The sequence below is a fragment of the Bradyrhizobium sp. CER78 genome (assembly GCF_029846235.1).
GTDB lineage: Bacteria > Pseudomonadota > Alphaproteobacteria > Rhizobiales > Xanthobacteraceae > Bradyrhizobium.
Genome location: NZ_JARVWP010000001.1, coordinates 544,566 through 560,596, shown reverse-complemented (window position 1 = coordinate 560,596; position 16,031 = coordinate 544,566). Strand labels below are relative to the sequence as shown.

Genomic DNA, 16,031 nt, shown 5'->3' with positions numbered 1-16,031 from the left:
TGCTCCCGTCGATTTTCTGCGGCGAAGAATATTGCCGATATCCTAGCGCCTGCGCGCCGTTCCGTGCCATCCAATTACGCAACGCGACCGCGCGCGCAAGCCTCACTGGCCTGCTTGACTTGGCGGCGCGCTTCTCACCTTAATCGATCCGAACGCGGATGCGCGATAGCGTCTAAACGCAAAACCAGAATCAACAAGATCTTCGGGAGAGACCGCCTTGGATTTCAATCTGCCGGCTGACCTGACAGCCTATCTCGCCGAGCTCGACCAATTTATCGAACGCGCGATCAAGCCGCTGGAAGCGGCTGACGACAACATCCGCTTCTTCGATCATCGCCGCGAATGGGCGCGCACCGATTTCGACAAGGGCGGCCTGCCGCGTCATGAGTGGGAGCTGTTGCTGCGCAAGGCCAAGAACCTGGCCGACGCCGCCGGTCATCTGCGCTTCGCGATCCCGAAGCGCTACGGCGGCAAGGACGGCTCCAACCTCTGGATGGCGGTGATCCGCGAGCATTTTGCCTCGAAGGGGCTCGGCCTCCACAACGATCTGCAGAACGAGCATTCGATCGTCGGCAATCTGCCGATCGTGACCATGCTCGACCGCTATGGCACCGACGAGCAGAAGGCGATGATCGACGGCTCGATCACCGGAAAGTACCGCATCACGTTTGGCCTCACGGAGCCGGAACATGGCTCCGACGCCACGCATATGGAAACCCGGGCCGTCCCGGCCACCCGCGACAACGTCAAGGGCTGGATCATCAACGGCGAGAAGATGTGGACGACAGGCATGCATGTCGCCACGCACTGCGCGCTGTTCGCCCGTACCTCGGGCAATGACGGCGACGCGCGCGGCATCAGCTGCTTCCTCGTGCCGGCGAAGTCGCCGGGCGTGAAGGTCGAGGAATATATGTGGACCTTCAACATGCCGACCGATCATCCACGGGTCAGCTTCACCGACGTGTTCGTGCCTGAGGATGCTCAGTTCGGCGAAGTCGGCCGCGGCCTGTCGCTGGCGCAATGCTTCGTGCACGAGAACCGCATCCGCCAGGCGGCGAGCTCGCTTGGTGCCGCGGTCTACTGCATCAATGAGAGCGTGAAATATGCCCGCGAGCGCAAGCCGTTCGGCAAGGCGCTGGCGGAGAACCAGGCGATCCAGTGGCCGCTGGTCGAGCTCGCGACCCAGGCCGAGATGCTGCGGCTGCTGATCCGCAAGACCGCTTGGGAGATGGACCAGCTGACCCAGGCGCAGGTCGAGCACACGCTGTCGGACCGGGTCTCGATGTGCAATTACTGGGCAAACCGGCTGTGCTGCGAAGCCGCCGACCGCGCCATGCAGGTCCATGGCGGCATGGGTTATTCGCGCCACAAGCCGTTCGAGCACATCTACCGCCATCACCGCCGCTATCGCATCACCGAGGGCAGCGAGGAGATCCAGAAGCGCAAGGTGGCGGGCTTCCTGTTCGGCTACATGGGAGCCGGCAAGCACTGACTTATCTGCAAGAGGAGGCGGTACGACATGGAAGGTGGATGCACTTGCAGAAACGTCCGCTACCGCCTCACCGGCAGGCCGATGATCGTGCATGCCTGCCACTGCACCTGGTGCCAGCGCGAGACCGGCACCGTGCACGCGCTCAACGCGATGTACGAGGCCGAGCGGGTCGAGCACGTCGCGGCCGAGCCGGAGATCGTGGAAACGCCGTCGGCGAGCGGCAAGGGCCAGAAGATCGCCCGCTGCCCAGTCTGCAAGGTCGCGGTCTGGAGCAACTATCCGGGCTCGGGCCCCGCGGTGCGCTTCGTCCGCGTCGGCACGCTGGATGATCCGAGCCGGTGCCCGCCTGATGTCCACATCTTCACGTCGTCGAAGCAGCCCTGGGTGACATTCCCGCCGGGCGCCAAGGTGTTCGCGGAGTATTACGACCGGAGAGCGGTCTGGCCGCAGGAGGCGCAGGAGCGCTGGCGGGTACTGCGGGAGAAGATGAAGAAGGGGTGATAACTCTCTCCACCGTCGTCCCGGCGAAGGCCGGGACCCATAACCACAGTCGGATATTGGTGGAGCGAGCTGTGGCCCCGGCATTGTGCCGCAACGAACAGCGGTGGTTATGGGTCCCGGCTCGCGCGGAGCCTGTCATCGGGCGGCGCTTTGCGCCGACCCGTTGGCTTGGCCGGGACGACTGAGAGGGTTAATTCACCTGTCGGTCCTTGCCGACCCAATACGGTTCACGCAAGCTTCGCCGCAGGATCTTGCCCGACGGGTTGCGCGGCAGCGCGGGGATGAAGTCGACCGACTTCGGCGTCTTGTAGCCCGCGATGCGTTCGCGGGTGAAGTTGATGATGTCGGTCGCGCTAGCCGTCTTGCCGGGCTTCATCACGACGACGGCCTTCACCGCCTCGCCCCATTTGTCGTCGGGGATGCCGATCACGGCGGCCTCCGCTACGTCAGGGTGGTCGCACAGCGCGCTCTCGACCTCGGCCGGATAGATGTTCTCGCCGCCGGAGATGATCATGTCCTTGATACGGTCGTGAATGTAGAGATAGCCATCCTTGTCCATGTAACCGGCATCGCCGGTGCGCAGCCAGCCGTCGGCGTCGATCGTCTTCGCGGTGGCCTCAGGCAGATTCCAGTAGCCCGCCATGTTGGAGCCGGAGCGGGTGGCGATCTCTCCGACCTCGCCCGGTGGCAACGGCTTGCCGTTCTCGTCGAGGATGGCGAGCTCGACGCCGGGCAGCGCCTTGCCGGCCGAGCGCATCCGCTCGAGGCCCTCGACGTGATCTTCCGGCGGCAGCGCGACGATGGTGCCGGTGGTCTCGGTCATGCCGTACATCTGCACGAAGCCGCATTTGAAGACCTCGATGCACTCCTTCAGCAGCGCCGCCGGGATCGGGGAGGCGCCATAGAGCATGTATTTCAGGCGGGAGAAGTCGACCTGCCGCGCGCGCGGCTGCCGCACCACGAACTGCATCGCGGCCGGCACCATGAACAGTTTGGTGATGCCGGACTGCTCGAAGAAGTCGAGCACCTTGGTCGGATCGAACTCGCGGGCGATCACGCCGCGGGCGCCGTGATAGAGCCCCATCACGCCCCAGCCGGAGCCGCCGATATGGAAGATCGGCATTGCGACCAGCGAGACGTCGTCGGTGGTCCACCGGTTCCATTCCGGCTTCTCGGCCTCATTGCCGCTCTGCACCAGATTGAGGAAGTTGGCGTGCGACAGCATCGCGCCCTTCGGCTTGCCTGTGGTGCCCGAGGTGTAGAGCTGGATCGCGATGTCCTTCGGCTCGATCGCAACCCGCGGGTCGTCGCCGCTCTGCGCGTCGCGCCAGGCGAGAAAATCAGGCCATTCCGGCGCGCCGCCCTCGGTCGTGATGATGGTGCGGACGCTGGGCAGTTTGTCAGCGATGTTGCGCGCCTGGGTGATGAATTCGGGGCCGACGAACAGGACGGGTGCCTTGCAGTCGTCGACGATGAAGGCGACCTCGGGGCCTGCGAGGCGCCAGTTCACCGGCGCCATCACCACGCCGGCCTTCATCGCGCCCATCAATAATTCGAAATAGAAATCGCTGTTCTTGCCGAGATAGGCGATGCGCTCGCCCTTCTTGATGCCCATCGCGATCAGCGCGTTGGCGACGCGGTTGGTCTTGATGTCGAACTCGGCGAAGCTGGTTTGGCGGCCCTCGAACTCATAGGCCAGCGCAGCGCCGCGGCTCTTCGCGCGGTCGCGCACCATGTCGGCAAGGTTGTTCAGTTTCGGCGCGTCGGACATGTTTCCCCCGTGATGTTTTTTGTTGGCGCGGAGTGTGACGGCATCGCGCGCGAAAAACAATACGGGGTTGACGGGCACGATGGTTCAACGTCGTCCTGGCGAAAGCCAGGACCCATTGCCACGAATGCAAGTGAGGCGCGACGTTGCGGCCACAGCGTGCGCAATCGCGCACAGCGGTGGTTATGGGTCCTGGCTTTCGCCATGACGACGGCAGTGGTTGAGGCGCCTGCGCGGGCTTCAGCCCCGCGCCGCGCGATCCTTTTCGTTCTGGGCCTTGATCGACTCGCGCGCCTTGCTCCAGTCGTCGTCGCTCCAGTCGCGGAGCTGGTAGAAATTACCGCCCATTGCGAGCGCCTGCGCGCCGTCCATGGCGATGGTCTCGCCGTTGATCCAGTCGCAGCCGCCGGAGATCAGGAACACCGCGAGGTTCTGCAACTCTTCCATGGTGCCGACACGGCCCATCGGGTTCATCGCCTTGGTGCGCGCACCGGCCTCGTCGCCGGGCTTGATCCGCTTGCTCATGCCCTCGGTCGGAATCTCGCCGGGCGCGATGGTGTTGAGGCGGATGCCGTGGCGGCCCCATTCGATCGCAAGCGACATGGTCATGGCGTGGATCGCCGACTTGCTCATCGCCGACGGCACCACGTAGGGCGAGCCGTTGCGCACCCAGGTCACCGTGATCGACACCACGTTGCCACGATGCCCACCGGCAATCCAGCGTCGGCCGACCGCGTGCGTCACGTAGAAGGTGCCGTGCATCACGATGTTGGCCACCGCGTCAAAGCCTCGCGCGGACAGCTCTTCCGAGCGCGAGATGAAATTGCCGGCTGCGTTGTTGATCAGATCGGTGAGGGGACCGCTGGTGGTCCAGATCGCGTCGATCATCTCGTCGACCGCCATGGCATTGCGGATGTCGACGCCATGGCTGACCACGCGTCCGCCATGCTCGGCCATCAACTCGGTGGCGGTTTCGTCGCAGACGCTCTTGCGGCGGCCGCAGATGTGCACCTCGGCGCCGAGCTGGAGGAACCGCGAGGCCATGGCCTTGCCAAGGCCGGTGCCACCACCGGTTACCAGGATGCGCCGCCCGGCAAGAAGCTGATCAGAGAACATCGTTTCCTCCACGGGGGTTGTCAGTTAATTGGTCGATTGACTAAAAGCGGACAACGGCCTTTCTGTAAAGCGCCAACTCAAGGAACAAAGCGGAGGGAATGATGGAAGATCGCGTTTCGATATCGATTTCAGACGGTATCGCCGATGTCCGACTGGTGCGGGCCGACAAGATGAACGCGCTCGATGCCGCGATGTTCGAGGCATTGGTCGCCGCAACCGACCGTCTTTCCAAGGAAAAATCCATTCGGGTGGTCGTGCTGTCCGGCGAGGGTCGGGCGTTTTGCGCCGGCCTCGACATGGGCCGGTTCGCCGCCATGAAGGACGGCGGTAACGGGGTGCCGGGCGGCGCGAAGCGCGATCTCACGATCCGCACCCACGGCAAGGCCAATTTTCCGCAGCAGGCGGTGTGGGGCTGGCGCCAGCTCCCGGTGCCTGTCATCGCCGCGGTCCATGGTGTCGCGTTCGGCGGCGGCTTCCAGCTCGCGCTCGGCGCCGACATGCGCTTCCTCTCGGCCGATGCGCGGATGTCGATCATGGAGATCAAGTGGGGTCTCATCCCCGACATGGCGGGCACGCCGATCCTCGCGAGCCTGGTGCGCGACGACATCCTGCGCGAGCTCACCTACACCGGCCGCATCTTCTCGGCGCAGGAAGCCCAGAGCTATGGCCTTGCCACCCGCGTCTGTGACGACCCGCGCGCCGCCGCGCTCGAAGTCGCGCGCGAGATCGCCGGCAAGAGCCCGGATGCGATCCGTGCCGCGAAGCGGATGCTGAACAATCTGTCGGTCGATCCGGCGGCCGCGCTGCTCGCGGAATCCGTCGAGCAGCAGAAGTTGCTCGGCAGCCCAAACCAGACTGAGTCTGTGCGCGCCAATCTGGAGAAGCGCGCGCCGAAGTTTGCGGATGTGTGAGCGGCTTGCCGTCATTCCGGGATGGTCCGAAGGACCAGACCCGGAATCTCGAGATTCCGGGTTCGATGCTGCGCATCGCCCCGGAATGACGATCTAACTCCGAACCGACAAAAGATCGGACAACGACAATGGAAACGTCCAAACCCTTTCTCGGCATCATCTCCGGCGAGCGCCGGCGCGATCACGCTGCCGTCGCTGAGCGCACCGAGCGTATCGCCAGCGGCCTGAACAAGCTCGGCGTCAGGCCGGGCGACAGTGTCTGCATGCTGATGCGCAACGACATCGCCTTCATCGAGGCCGCCTACGCCGCGATGCGGCTCGGTGCTTATGGCGTGCCGATCAATTGGCATTTCAAGCCGGAGGAGATCAATTACGTGCTGACGGATTCCGGCACGCGCGTCCTGATCGGCCACGCCGACATGCTGCATCCGCTGCGCGGCGCGATCCCCGCCGACGTCACCGTGCTCAGCGTGCCGACGCCGCCGGAAATCCTCGCGAGCTACAAGATCAATCCCGATCATCTCGCGACACCCGATTTCGCAATCGATTTCGAATCCTGGCTGGCGCAATTCCCGCGCTATGACGGCCCTGTCGTGCCGCAGCCGCAGAACATGATCTACACTTCGGGCACCACGGGTCATCCGAAGGGCGTGCGCCGCTTCGCGCCGACGCCGGAGCAGACCGCGAATGCGGAAGCGATGCGCGCGATGATCTACGGCCTGAAGCCGGGAGCGCGCGCGATCCTGCCCGGACCGCTCTACCATTCGGCGCCGAATTCCTTCGGGCTGCGCTCGGGCAAGCTCGGCGGCGCGCTGGTGCTGATGCCGCGGTTCGACGCGGAGGAGTTTTTGGCGCTGATCGAGCGCGAGAGGATCGACACCATCTTCATGGTGCCGACGATGTTCATCCGCCTGATGAAACTGCCCGAGGACGTGCGCAGGAAGTACGACATGTCGTCGTTGCGCCACATCATCCACGCTGCTGCGCCGTGCCCGGCCGATGTCAAACGCGCCATGATCGAATGGTGGGGGCCGGTGATCTACGAATTCTATGGCTCGACCGAGTCGGGTGCGGTGACGTTTGCGACGTCGGAAGATGCGCTGAAGAAGCCGGGTACGGTCGGGAAAATCTCGCCCGGCGCCGAGCTTCGCTTCATCGGCGACGACGGCAAGGAGGTGGCGCAAGGCCAGATCGGCGAGATCTATTCGCGGATCGCGGGCAATCCCGATTTCACCTATCACAACAAGTCCGAGAAGCGCGCCGAGATCGACCGGCAGGGATTCATCACCTCGGGCGATGTCGGCTATATCGACGCCGACGGCTACGTCTTCATCTGCGACCGCAAGCGCGACATGGTGATCTCGGGCGGCGTCAACATCTATCCGGCCGAGATTGAGGCAGTGCTGCATGCGGTGCCCGGCGTGCATGATTGCGCGGTGTTCGGCATCCCCGATGCGGAGTTCGGCGAGGCGCTGATGGCGGTGGTCGAGCCGCAACCGGGCGTCACGCTCGACATCGCCTCGGTCCGCGCCCAGCTCAAGACTGCGCTCGCCGACTACAAGGTGCCCAAGCACATCGAGATCCAGACCAACCTGCCGCGCGAGGATTCCGGAAAAATCTTCAAGCGCCGGCTCCGCGATCCCTATTGGGAGCGGGCGGGAAGGCGGATTTAGGGGCCACAAAGAAACCCGTCGTCCCGGGCAAGCGAAGCGCGACCCGGAACCCATAACCACAAATCTCCGAGCTGCCCACGGCTGTGGCCCCAGTTCGCTTCAACCGCAGCCGTCTGTGGTCATGGGTCCCTGCTTTCGCGGGACGACGGCGGTGGTGCACCGCCCCCAAGATCATCTTGCGCTGCGGCAAAAAAAGCGCACACTCGGGAGGAGCCGGGCAGCCTCTGGAGTAGCCACGCCATGTCTCCCCAGACTTTGCCTCCCCAAACCATGCCCTCCGAGACCGAAATCCGTGCCAAGCGCGCTGCGGAGGCGCAAGCACAGGAGGAGGATGCACGGCTCCGGAACGACATCCGCCTCCTGGGGCGCGTCCTCGGCGACACCGTGCGCGACCAGGAAGGGGCCGGCGTGTTCGACCTGGTCGAGCGCATTCGCCAGACCTCGGTCCGGTTCCATCGTGACGAGGACAAGCTGGCGCGGCGGGAGCTGGAGGGCATCCTCGACGGCATGTCGATCGCCGAGACGCTGCGGATCGTCCGCGCGTTCAGCTATTTCTCCCACCTCGCCAACATTGCCGAGGACCAGAACAACATCCGCCAGATGCGCAGCTGCGGCCCGAGCGGGGCGCCGCGGCCGAGCACGCTGGAGCAGACGCTGGTGCACGCCCGGCAGGCCGGCATCAGCCCGGCCGATTTGCGCAGCTTCTTCAAGAGCGCGCTGGTCAGCCCGGTATTGACCGCACATCCGACCGAGGTCCGCCGCAAGAGCACGATGGACCGCGAGATGGAGATCGCGCACCTGCTCGACCGCCGCGAGCGGTTGCAGATGACGCCGGACGAGAGCGAAGCCAGCGACGAGCAGCTTCGTCGCGCGGTCGTGACGCTGTGGCAGACCAATCTGCTGCGCCGGACCAAGCTGACCGTGCTCGACGAGGTCGCCAACGGCCTGTCGTTCTACGACTACACCTTCCTGCAGGAGGTGCCGCGGCTGCATTGCGCGCTGGAGGACCGGCTGAACAAGGAGGGCGGCGAGGCCGGCGATCTCGCCTCGTTCCTGACGATGGGAAGCTGGATCGGCGGTGATCGCGACGGCAATCCGTTCGTCACCGCAGAGGTGATGCGCGGCACGCTGCGGCTGCAGTCAAGCCGGGTGCTCAGCTTCTATCTCGAGGAACTGCACACGCTCGGCGCCGAGCTGTCGCTGGCAGCGCACCTCGCTGACGTCTCAGAGGAGCTGCGGATCCTTGCCGAGCGTTCGCCCGACACCTCGCCGCATCGGAGCGGCGAGCCGTATCGCCTGGCGGTCTCCGGCATCTATGCGCGGCTCGCAGCCACCGCGACGCGGCTCGAGGTCGAGACCACCCGGCCGCCGGTCGGCAAGGCCGAGCCCTATGCGACCGTCAGGGAATTCCAGGCCGATCTCGATGTGCTCAACCGCTCGCTGATCGCGAACAATTCCGGCGTCATCGCGCGCGGCCGGCTGCGCCAATTGCGGCGCGCCGTGGATTGCTTCGGGTTCCATCTGGCGCGGCTCGACATCCGCCAGAACTCGGCGGTGCACGAGCGCACCGTCGCCGAGCTGCTCGACACCGCCAATCCCGGCATGTCCTATCTGGCGCTCGGCGAGGATGCGCGCGTCAGCCTGCTGCTCGGCGAGCTGCGCAATGCGCGGCCACTGGCCTCGCCCTTCGTCAAATATTCCGAGGAGACCCAAAGCGAGCTCGCGGTGTTCCGCGCCGCGGCCGAGGCGCACGCCAAATTCGGGCCCGAGGTGATCTCCCAATGCATCATCTCGATGTGCAAGGGCATGTCCGACATGCTCGAGGTCGCGGTGCTGCTCAAGGAGGTCGGGCTGGTCAATCCGTCCGGCCGCAGCGCCGTCAACATCGTGCCGCTGTTCGAGACCATCGAGGACCTGCAGGCCTCGAGCAGCATCATGGACCGCATGCTGGTGCTGCACGACTATCGCAAGCTGGTCGACAGTCTCGGCAGCGTGCAGGAGGTGATGCTCGGCTATTCCGACAGCAACAAGGATGGCGGCTTCGTCACCTCGGGCTGGGAGCTCTACAAGGCCGAGATCGGGCTCGTCGACGTGTTCGAGCGCCACGGCGTGCGGCTGCGCCTGTTCCACGGCCGCGGCGGCTCGGTCGGCCGCGGCGGCGGCCCGAGCTATGATGCGATCATCGCGCAGCCCGGCGGCGCGGTGAACGGCCAGATCCGCATCACCGAGCAGGGCGAGATCATCTCGTCGAAATATTCCAATGCCGAGGTCGGCCGCAGCAATCTGGAGATCCTCGCTGCGGCGACGCTGGAAACCAGCCTGCTGCAGCCGCGGCAGAGCGCACCGCGCCCCGAATATCTCAAGGCGATGGAGGAGATCTCCGCGCTCGCTTTCAAGGCCTATCGCGGGCTCGTCTACGAGACACCGGGTTTCGCCGACTACTTCTGGGGCTCGACCGTCATCAACGAGATCGCGACGTTGAACATCGGCAGTCGTCCGGCCTCGCGCAAGAAGACCCGCGAGATCGAGGACCTGCGCGCGATTCCCTGGGTGTTCTCCTGGGCGCAATGCCGGCTGATGTTGCCGGGCTGGTATGGCTTCGGCGCTGCGGTCGAGAGCTGGATCGCTGAGCATCCGGAGCAGGGCATGCCGTTCCTGCAGGAGCTCTACCGGGAATGGCCGTTCTTCCGCACGCTGCTGTCCAACATGGACATGGTGCTGGCGAAGAGCTCGATCGCGATCGCGTCACGCTATGCCGAACTGGTGCCCGACGTCGCGCTGCGCGAGAAGATCTTCGGCGAGATCCGCCGCGAGTGGCATCTGTCGATCGAGACGCTGCTCGACATCATGGGGCACGACCGGCTGTTGCAGGGCAACCCGCTGCTGGAGCGCGGCATCCGCAACCGCTTCCCTTACATGGATCCGCTCAACCATGTGCAGGTCGAGCTGTTGAAGGAACATCGCGCGCAGAACCCGGACGAGCAGGTGCTGCGCGGAATTCAGATCACGATCAACGGGATTTCGGCGGGGCTGCGAAACAGCGGCTAAGGTGGTGATGCTAACGCTGTCATTGCGAGCGCAGCGAAGCAATCCATTGGGCCGCAAGCGGTGAGATGGATTGCTTCGTCGCTTCGCTCCTCGCAATGACGAACGGAAGGCAAGTCCTTCAGCAGTTGTGCGCGCCCCGCGTCTCCACATACACCGCATACAGCGACTGGCTTGCGGTCATGAACAGGCGGTTGCGCTTCTTGCCGCCGAAGGTGAGGTTGGCACAGGTCTCCGGCAGCAGGATCTGGCCGATGCGCTGGCCGTCGGGTGCGAACACCTGGACGCCGTCATAGCCCGGTCCGACCCAGCCGGCGCCGACCCAGATATTGCCGTCGATGTCGACACGCATGCCGTCCGGGAAGCCCGACTTGCCGTCCAGCGTCATGTCGATCAGCGTGCGTGGGTTGGAGAGCTTGTCGCCGTTGAGGTCGTACTGCCAGACGATGTTCTTGGCGTTCGGATAATGCGTGATGCCGGTATCGCAGACATAGACCTTCTTGTAGTCGTGGCTGAAGGCGATGCCGTTCGGCTTGAACGGTTCGTCGCAGACCTTGGTGATCTGTCCGGTGGTGGCGTCGATCCGATAGACGGCTTCTTTCTGGTAGGGCTGGTTCGAGCCGGTGTTGGCGCGCTGACCTTCATAGATCGAGACCGCGCCGTAGCCGGGATCGGTGAACCAGATCGACTTGTCGTTCGGATGCACGACCATGTCGTTGGGCCCGTTGAGCTGCTTGCCGTTGGCCTGCTCCGCCAATGAGGTGACGGTTCCGTCGTGCTCGTAGCGCACCAGCCGCGTGCGCTCGGCGGTGATCTGTCGTCCCTCGAAATCGAAGGTCGAGCCGTTGGCTTCGTTCGACGGCTTGTGGAACTGCTCGGAGATGTGGCCGTCATCGTCGAGATAGCGCAACTGCCGGTTGGCCGGGATGTCGCTCCACACCAGATACTGACCCTGCGCATTCCAGGCCGGGCCTTCCGCCCACAGGCAGCCGGTGTACAGCCGCTTGATCGCGGTGTTGCCGACCTTGGCCTTGAAGCGCTTGTCGTCGATCACGACGATGTCTGGATCGGGATAACGCTGCGGTTCCGCGTTGCGGCCGTAATCGCGAGCGGATGCATCGGACGTGGCCATCGCGGTTGCAGCAAGCGCGGTTGCGCCGCGCAAGATGGTCCGACGGTCGAACGCCTTCGTTCCGTCGCTCTCGTGTTGCTCTGTGTTGCTTGGATTTGTCACGAAAGTCCTCCCAGTCTTTTTGTTATCGGGAGGAGGATCATACCCCCGCAATTCTGGCACAATGCGGGCACGCTATGAAGAAACAACCAAAGAGTGTGTCGCCCCCGCGGCTTCGCGGAGGCGACTTTTTCATAAAACTGTCAGATCGAAGTTCAGATCGGATCCCAGGTGAAGACATCGGCCGAGCGGTCGAGCTTGGCGAACGATCCCTTCAACGCCGGCATGCCGTGCTCGGCAATGGTCTCGGGCGTCCAGCCTTCGCCGCGATGCACCGAGCGCACCGGACGGTGTTGGCCGAACAGGAAGATCTCGTTCATGCGTACGCCGAAGATCTGGCCGGTGACGTCCTTGGCGGCGTCCGAGAGCAGATAGGCGCAGACCGGCGCGATCTTCTCGGGGCCCATCTGCTTGATCTTCTCGACGCGCGCCTTCTCGGCATCGGTCTCGGTCGGGATGGTGCCGATCATGCGGGTCCAGGCGAACGGCGACACGCAGTTCGAGCGCACGTTGAAGCGGCCCATGTCGAGCGCGATCGACTTCGACAGGCCGACGATGCCGAGCTTGGCGGCGGCGTAGTTGGCCTGGCCGTAATTGCCGATCAGGCCGGAGGTCGAGGTGAAGTGCACGAACGAGCCCGACTCCTGCTCACGGTAGATCCGCGCCGCGGCGTGGCTGACATAGAACGAGCCCATCAGATGCACCTTGATGACGGCCTCGAAGGCTTCCACGCTCATCTTGTGGAAGATCATGTCGCGCAGGATGCCGGCATTGTTGACGACACCGTCGAGCCGGCCGAAATGATCGGTCGCGGTCTTCACGATCTTGCTGGCAGGGATGGCTTCGGCGACCGACTCGAAATTGGCAACCGCCGTTCCGCCGCGCTTCTTGATCTCCTCGACCACCTCCTCGGCGGGCGCCGCGCTCGAGCCGCCACCGTCGGCCGCGCCGCCGGGATCGTTGACCACGACCTTGGCGCCTTCCGCCGCGCAAAGCAGCGCGATCTCGCGGCCGATGCCGCGGCCCGCGCCGGTGACGATGATGACTTTGTCCTGCAGTGATTTTGCCATGTGGGTTCTCCTTGGTTCTGTCCGTCGGGGCGCACGAAGTGCGAACTATGGTGCGCAATTGCGCACCTGAGAATCTCGAGATTCCGGGTCTGGTCCTTCGGACCATCCCGGAATGACGGAGGTTGCTACTTCTCGTTCGTAAAGATGATCGTGCCACTAGCGGCGAACATGCCGCCGACGCCGTGGCAGACCGAGATCTTGGCGTTCGGCACCTGCGCCGGCGCGATGCCGCGCATCTGCCGCACGCTCTCCTGCAACGCATACATTCCGTACATGCCGGAGTGCATGTAGCTCAGGCCGCCGCCATTGGTGTTGAGCGGCAGCTTGCCGCCGGGGCGGGTGTTGCCGTCGGCGATGAACTTGCCGGTTTCCTCATAGGGCATGAAGCCGAGGTCGCCGAGGCCGTACAGCGGCAGATGCGCGAAGGCGTCGTAGATCATCAGGTGATCGACGTCCTTGTGGGTGATGCCGGCTTCCTTGAACGCCAGGGGGCCCGCCACCTTGAAGGCGCGTGATGAATCGAACGTCTTCATCTGGCTGACCATCGGCGTTTCCACGCTCTCGCCGGTGCCGAGGATGTAGACCGGCTTGCGCGGAAAATCCTTGGCGCGGTCGGCCGAGGTCAGGATCAGCGCGCCGCCGCCGTCGGTGACGAGGCAGCATTGCAGCAGCCGGAACGGATAGGCGATCATCCGCGAGTTCAGGACGTCGGCGACCGTGATCGGATCCTTCATGGTCGCGCGCGGATTCTTCGCCGCCCATTCGCGCTGCACCACCGCGACCATTGCCAGTTGTTCGTGCGTGATGCCGTGCGTCTTCATGAAGCGCAGCACCGGAATCGGGAACATGCTCGGCGGCCCGTAGACGCCGAACGGCGATTCGAACTGGCCGTTGAGGCTGTCGGGCGCGGTGAAGCGCGGCTGCTTGCCGATCATCGACTTGCCGCTCTCGGCGTGCGTGATCAGCACGGTCTTGCAAAGCCCGGCCTCGATCGCGGCGGCGGCGTGGCGGACATGCAGCATGAAGGAGCAGCCGCCGACCGAGGTGCCGTCGACCCAGGTCGGCGTGATGCCGAGATAGTGCGCCATCTGCTGCGGGGTCTCGACCGCGGTGGCGAAGCCGTCGATGTCGGACAGCTTCAGACCGGCATCCGCGATCGCGTTCAGCGCCGCGTCCGCGTGCAGCTGGATCTGCGACATGTTCGGGATCACGCCGAGTTCGGTGGTTTCGGCCGCACCGACGACGGCAACCTGGTTCCTGCGCATCGCGTTACCCCTTCGCCGGACGGAACAGAGGAAGGGTGATCTTGTCGTCGAGTGCCTCGAAGGCGACCTCGAGCGGCATGTCGAGCTCGAGCGCTTCCGGCGTCTGCGGACAATCGATGATGTTGCTCATCATGCGCGGACCTTCGTCGAGCTCGACCACCGCGATCGCATAAGGCGGGGTGAAGCCGGGCGCGGCGGGACGGTGGTTGATGACGTAGCTGTAGAGCTTGCCCTTGCCGCTCGCCTTGAACACCGAGACCTTGCGCGAGGCGCAGGAGGGGCAGAACGGCCGCGGCGGAAAGTAGACATTGGCGCAGGCGTCGCAGCGCTGCAGGCGCAGCTCGCCGGCCTTGGTGCCGTCCCAGAAATGCTGGGTCTCAGGTGTCGGTTTTGGTTTCGCGCGCGCGGGCTCGGCCATGGCTGATGTCTCCTCCCGAAATCATTACAGTCTTGATGCGCCATCGGACCAACGGCCGTCAACGGTCCATCCACACCGCGCGCAGCGGCCTGTGTCCGGCGCATGCCGCATATTCCGCCCCTCGCACAATTGCTAAGGCCGCGATGCTTGTGTCGCTTCGATCCGGCGCGTAGAAGGGCCGCGTCCAAGACAGGCTCAAGACACGCCCAGACACGTCAGAAATACCCGGGAGGATAATATCATGCTGAGGATCATCGGCGCGGCACTCGCTGCCAGCCTCGCATTGGCCACGCAGGCCAGCGTTACGAAGGCTGTGGCCGCCGACGCACCGTCGGAGATCAAGATCGGCACGCTCTATGCGTCCTCGGGGCGCTATGCCTCGATCTCGATGCCGGTCTACAGCTCATTGAAATTGTGGGTCGAGCAGAAGAACGCCGAGGGCGGCGTCTTCGTGAAGGCGTTCGACAAGAAGATCCCGATCAAGCTCGTCTCCTATGACGACCAGAGCAACACCGCGACCGCCTCGACGCTTTATAACCAGCTCATCACCCAGGATAAGGTCGACCTGCTGGTCGCCGATTCCGGATCGGTGCTGACGGCGCCCGCGGTCGCGATCGCGCGCGATCACAAGATGTTCCTGTTCGACCAGACCGGCACCGGCGCGAGCTTCTTCTCCAAGGACAATCCCTACATCGCGCTGATGGCCGACCCGGTGTCGACGGTGTGGCCGAAGCCGGTCGCCGACTTCATCAGCCATGACGGACCCGGCCTCGGCATCAAGAAGGTTGCGATCCTCTATGCGACCAACGAGTTCACCGGCACCCAGGCCAACGCGTTCCGCAAATTCGTCAAGGAGTCCGGGGCGCCGATCGAGATCGTCTATGACCAGGGCGTTCCGACCGAGACCACCAACTACAACGTCATCATCAACAACATCAGCAACGCCAATCCCGACGCGGTGATCCATTTCGGCTACGCGCCGAACGACATCGCCTTCCTGCGCAACGTCCAGGACGTCGGCACCAAGTTCAAGATGCTGTTCGCGATCTATGCCGGCCTCGAGACCGAGCTGCTCGAGAAGAACGTCGGCGCCAAGGGCCTCGAGCACATCTGGACCTACGTGCCGCCGTCCGAGCTGGACTATCCCGTCAATTTCGGGATGAACATGAAGGATTTCCGCGCCGCCTGGACCAAGAAGTACAACGACGGCAAGATGGAGTTCGGCTTCAACGCGGTGGCCGGATACACCACAGCGCTGGTGATCGAGAAGACGCTGTCGGTTGCGACCAGCCTCGACCAGATGGAGCTGCGCCGCGCGGTGTTCTCGCTCAGCGGCCAGCTCAAGACGCTGGACGGCACCTTCGCGCTGGACGAGACCGGCGGCCAGATCGGCGAACTGACGCCGCTTGGCCAGCTCGCGGTCGACGAGCACGATCACATCAAGTTCGTCTCGATCTATCCGCATGAGACCGCCACCGGCAAGCCGATCTATCCGGCGCCGTGATGCAGGTGAGGGTGGCAGGCGTAACCTTCGGCGGCGA

At 64.3% G+C, this 16,031-nt stretch carries 12 protein-coding genes; 6 read left to right on the top strand and 6 right to left on the bottom strand.

Translation table 11 applies throughout. The features are described 5' to 3' along the window. Positions 1-217 precede the first annotated feature (217 nt). Positions 218-1,492: an acyl-CoA dehydrogenase family protein gene (locus QDT69_RS02410; protein ID WP_279705049.1), complete on the top strand. Its 1,275-nt coding sequence runs from the start codon at positions 218-220 to the stop codon at positions 1,490-1,492. Between the two features lie 27 nt (positions 1,493-1,519). Further along, a complete protein-coding gene (locus QDT69_RS02405; protein ID WP_279705048.1) occupies positions 1,520-1,993 on the top strand; it encodes a GFA family protein in 474 nt (157 codons plus the stop codon). A gap of 190 nt (positions 1,994-2,183) precedes the next feature. Here QDT69_RS02405 and QDT69_RS02400 read toward each other — a convergent pair whose 3' ends face one another. Together QDT69_RS02400 and QDT69_RS02395 are read right to left on the bottom strand one after the other, a co-directional pair. After that, a complete protein-coding gene (locus QDT69_RS02400; RefSeq protein WP_279705047.1) occupies positions 2,184-3,764 on the bottom strand; it encodes a fatty acid--CoA ligase in 1,581 nt (526 codons plus the stop codon). A 237-nt stretch (positions 3,765-4,001) separates the two neighbouring features. Beyond that, positions 4,002-4,877 carry an SDR family oxidoreductase gene (locus QDT69_RS02395; RefSeq protein WP_279705046.1) on the bottom strand — a complete coding sequence of 292 codons (876 nt, stop codon included), beginning with the start codon at positions 4,875-4,877 and terminating at the stop codon, positions 4,002-4,004. Between the two features lie 101 nt (positions 4,878-4,978). Here QDT69_RS02395 and QDT69_RS02390 point away from each other — a divergent pair, with 101 nt between their 5' ends. From QDT69_RS02390 to ppc, 3 genes are all read left to right on the top strand, one after another. Continuing rightward, complete coding sequence (locus tag QDT69_RS02390) at positions 4,979-5,788, top strand: crotonase/enoyl-CoA hydratase family protein (protein ID WP_279705045.1); 810 nt, start codon at positions 4,979-4,981, stop codon at positions 5,786-5,788. 128 nt (positions 5,789-5,916) lie between these two features. Further along, positions 5,917-7,461, top strand: coding sequence for an acyl-CoA synthetase (locus QDT69_RS02385; protein WP_279705044.1), 1,545 nt, complete (start codon positions 5,917-5,919; stop codon positions 7,459-7,461). Positions 7,462-7,701: 240 nt separating this feature from the next. Beyond that, positions 7,702-10,509 carry a phosphoenolpyruvate carboxylase gene (gene ppc / locus QDT69_RS02380; protein ID WP_279705043.1) on the top strand — a complete coding sequence of 936 codons (2,808 nt, stop codon included), beginning with the start codon at positions 7,702-7,704 and terminating at the stop codon, positions 10,507-10,509. Positions 10,510-10,627: 118 nt separating this feature from the next. Here the strand turns inward: ppc and QDT69_RS02375 are convergent, their stop codons facing one another. From QDT69_RS02375 to QDT69_RS02360, 4 genes are all read right to left on the bottom strand, one after another. Further along, the gene (locus tag QDT69_RS02375) at positions 10,628-11,740 is read right to left on the bottom strand and encodes an SMP-30/gluconolactonase/LRE family protein (protein ID WP_279705042.1); all 1,113 of its coding nucleotides are present in this window, start codon (positions 11,738-11,740) and stop codon (positions 10,628-10,630) included. A gap of 152 nt (positions 11,741-11,892) precedes the next feature. After that, positions 11,893-12,807, bottom strand: coding sequence for an SDR family oxidoreductase (locus tag QDT69_RS02370; RefSeq protein ID WP_028338734.1), 915 nt, complete (start codon positions 12,805-12,807; stop codon positions 11,893-11,895). Between the two features lie 125 nt (positions 12,808-12,932). Next, the gene (locus tag QDT69_RS02365; RefSeq protein WP_050420085.1) at positions 12,933-14,072 is read right to left on the bottom strand and encodes a thiolase; all 1,140 of its coding nucleotides are present in this window, start codon (positions 14,070-14,072) and stop codon (positions 12,933-12,935) included. A 4-nt stretch (positions 14,073-14,076) separates the two neighbouring features. Next, positions 14,077-14,490 carry a Zn-ribbon domain-containing OB-fold protein gene (locus tag QDT69_RS02360; protein WP_050420086.1) on the bottom strand — a complete coding sequence of 138 codons (414 nt, stop codon included), beginning with the start codon at positions 14,488-14,490 and terminating at the stop codon, positions 14,077-14,079. 241 nt (positions 14,491-14,731) lie between these two features. Here QDT69_RS02360 and QDT69_RS02355 point away from each other — a divergent pair, with 241 nt between their 5' ends. Continuing rightward, a complete protein-coding gene (locus tag QDT69_RS02355) occupies positions 14,732-15,994 on the top strand; it encodes an amino acid ABC transporter substrate-binding protein (protein ID WP_279705040.1) in 1,263 nt (420 codons plus the stop codon). Positions 15,995-16,031 lie beyond the last annotated feature (37 nt).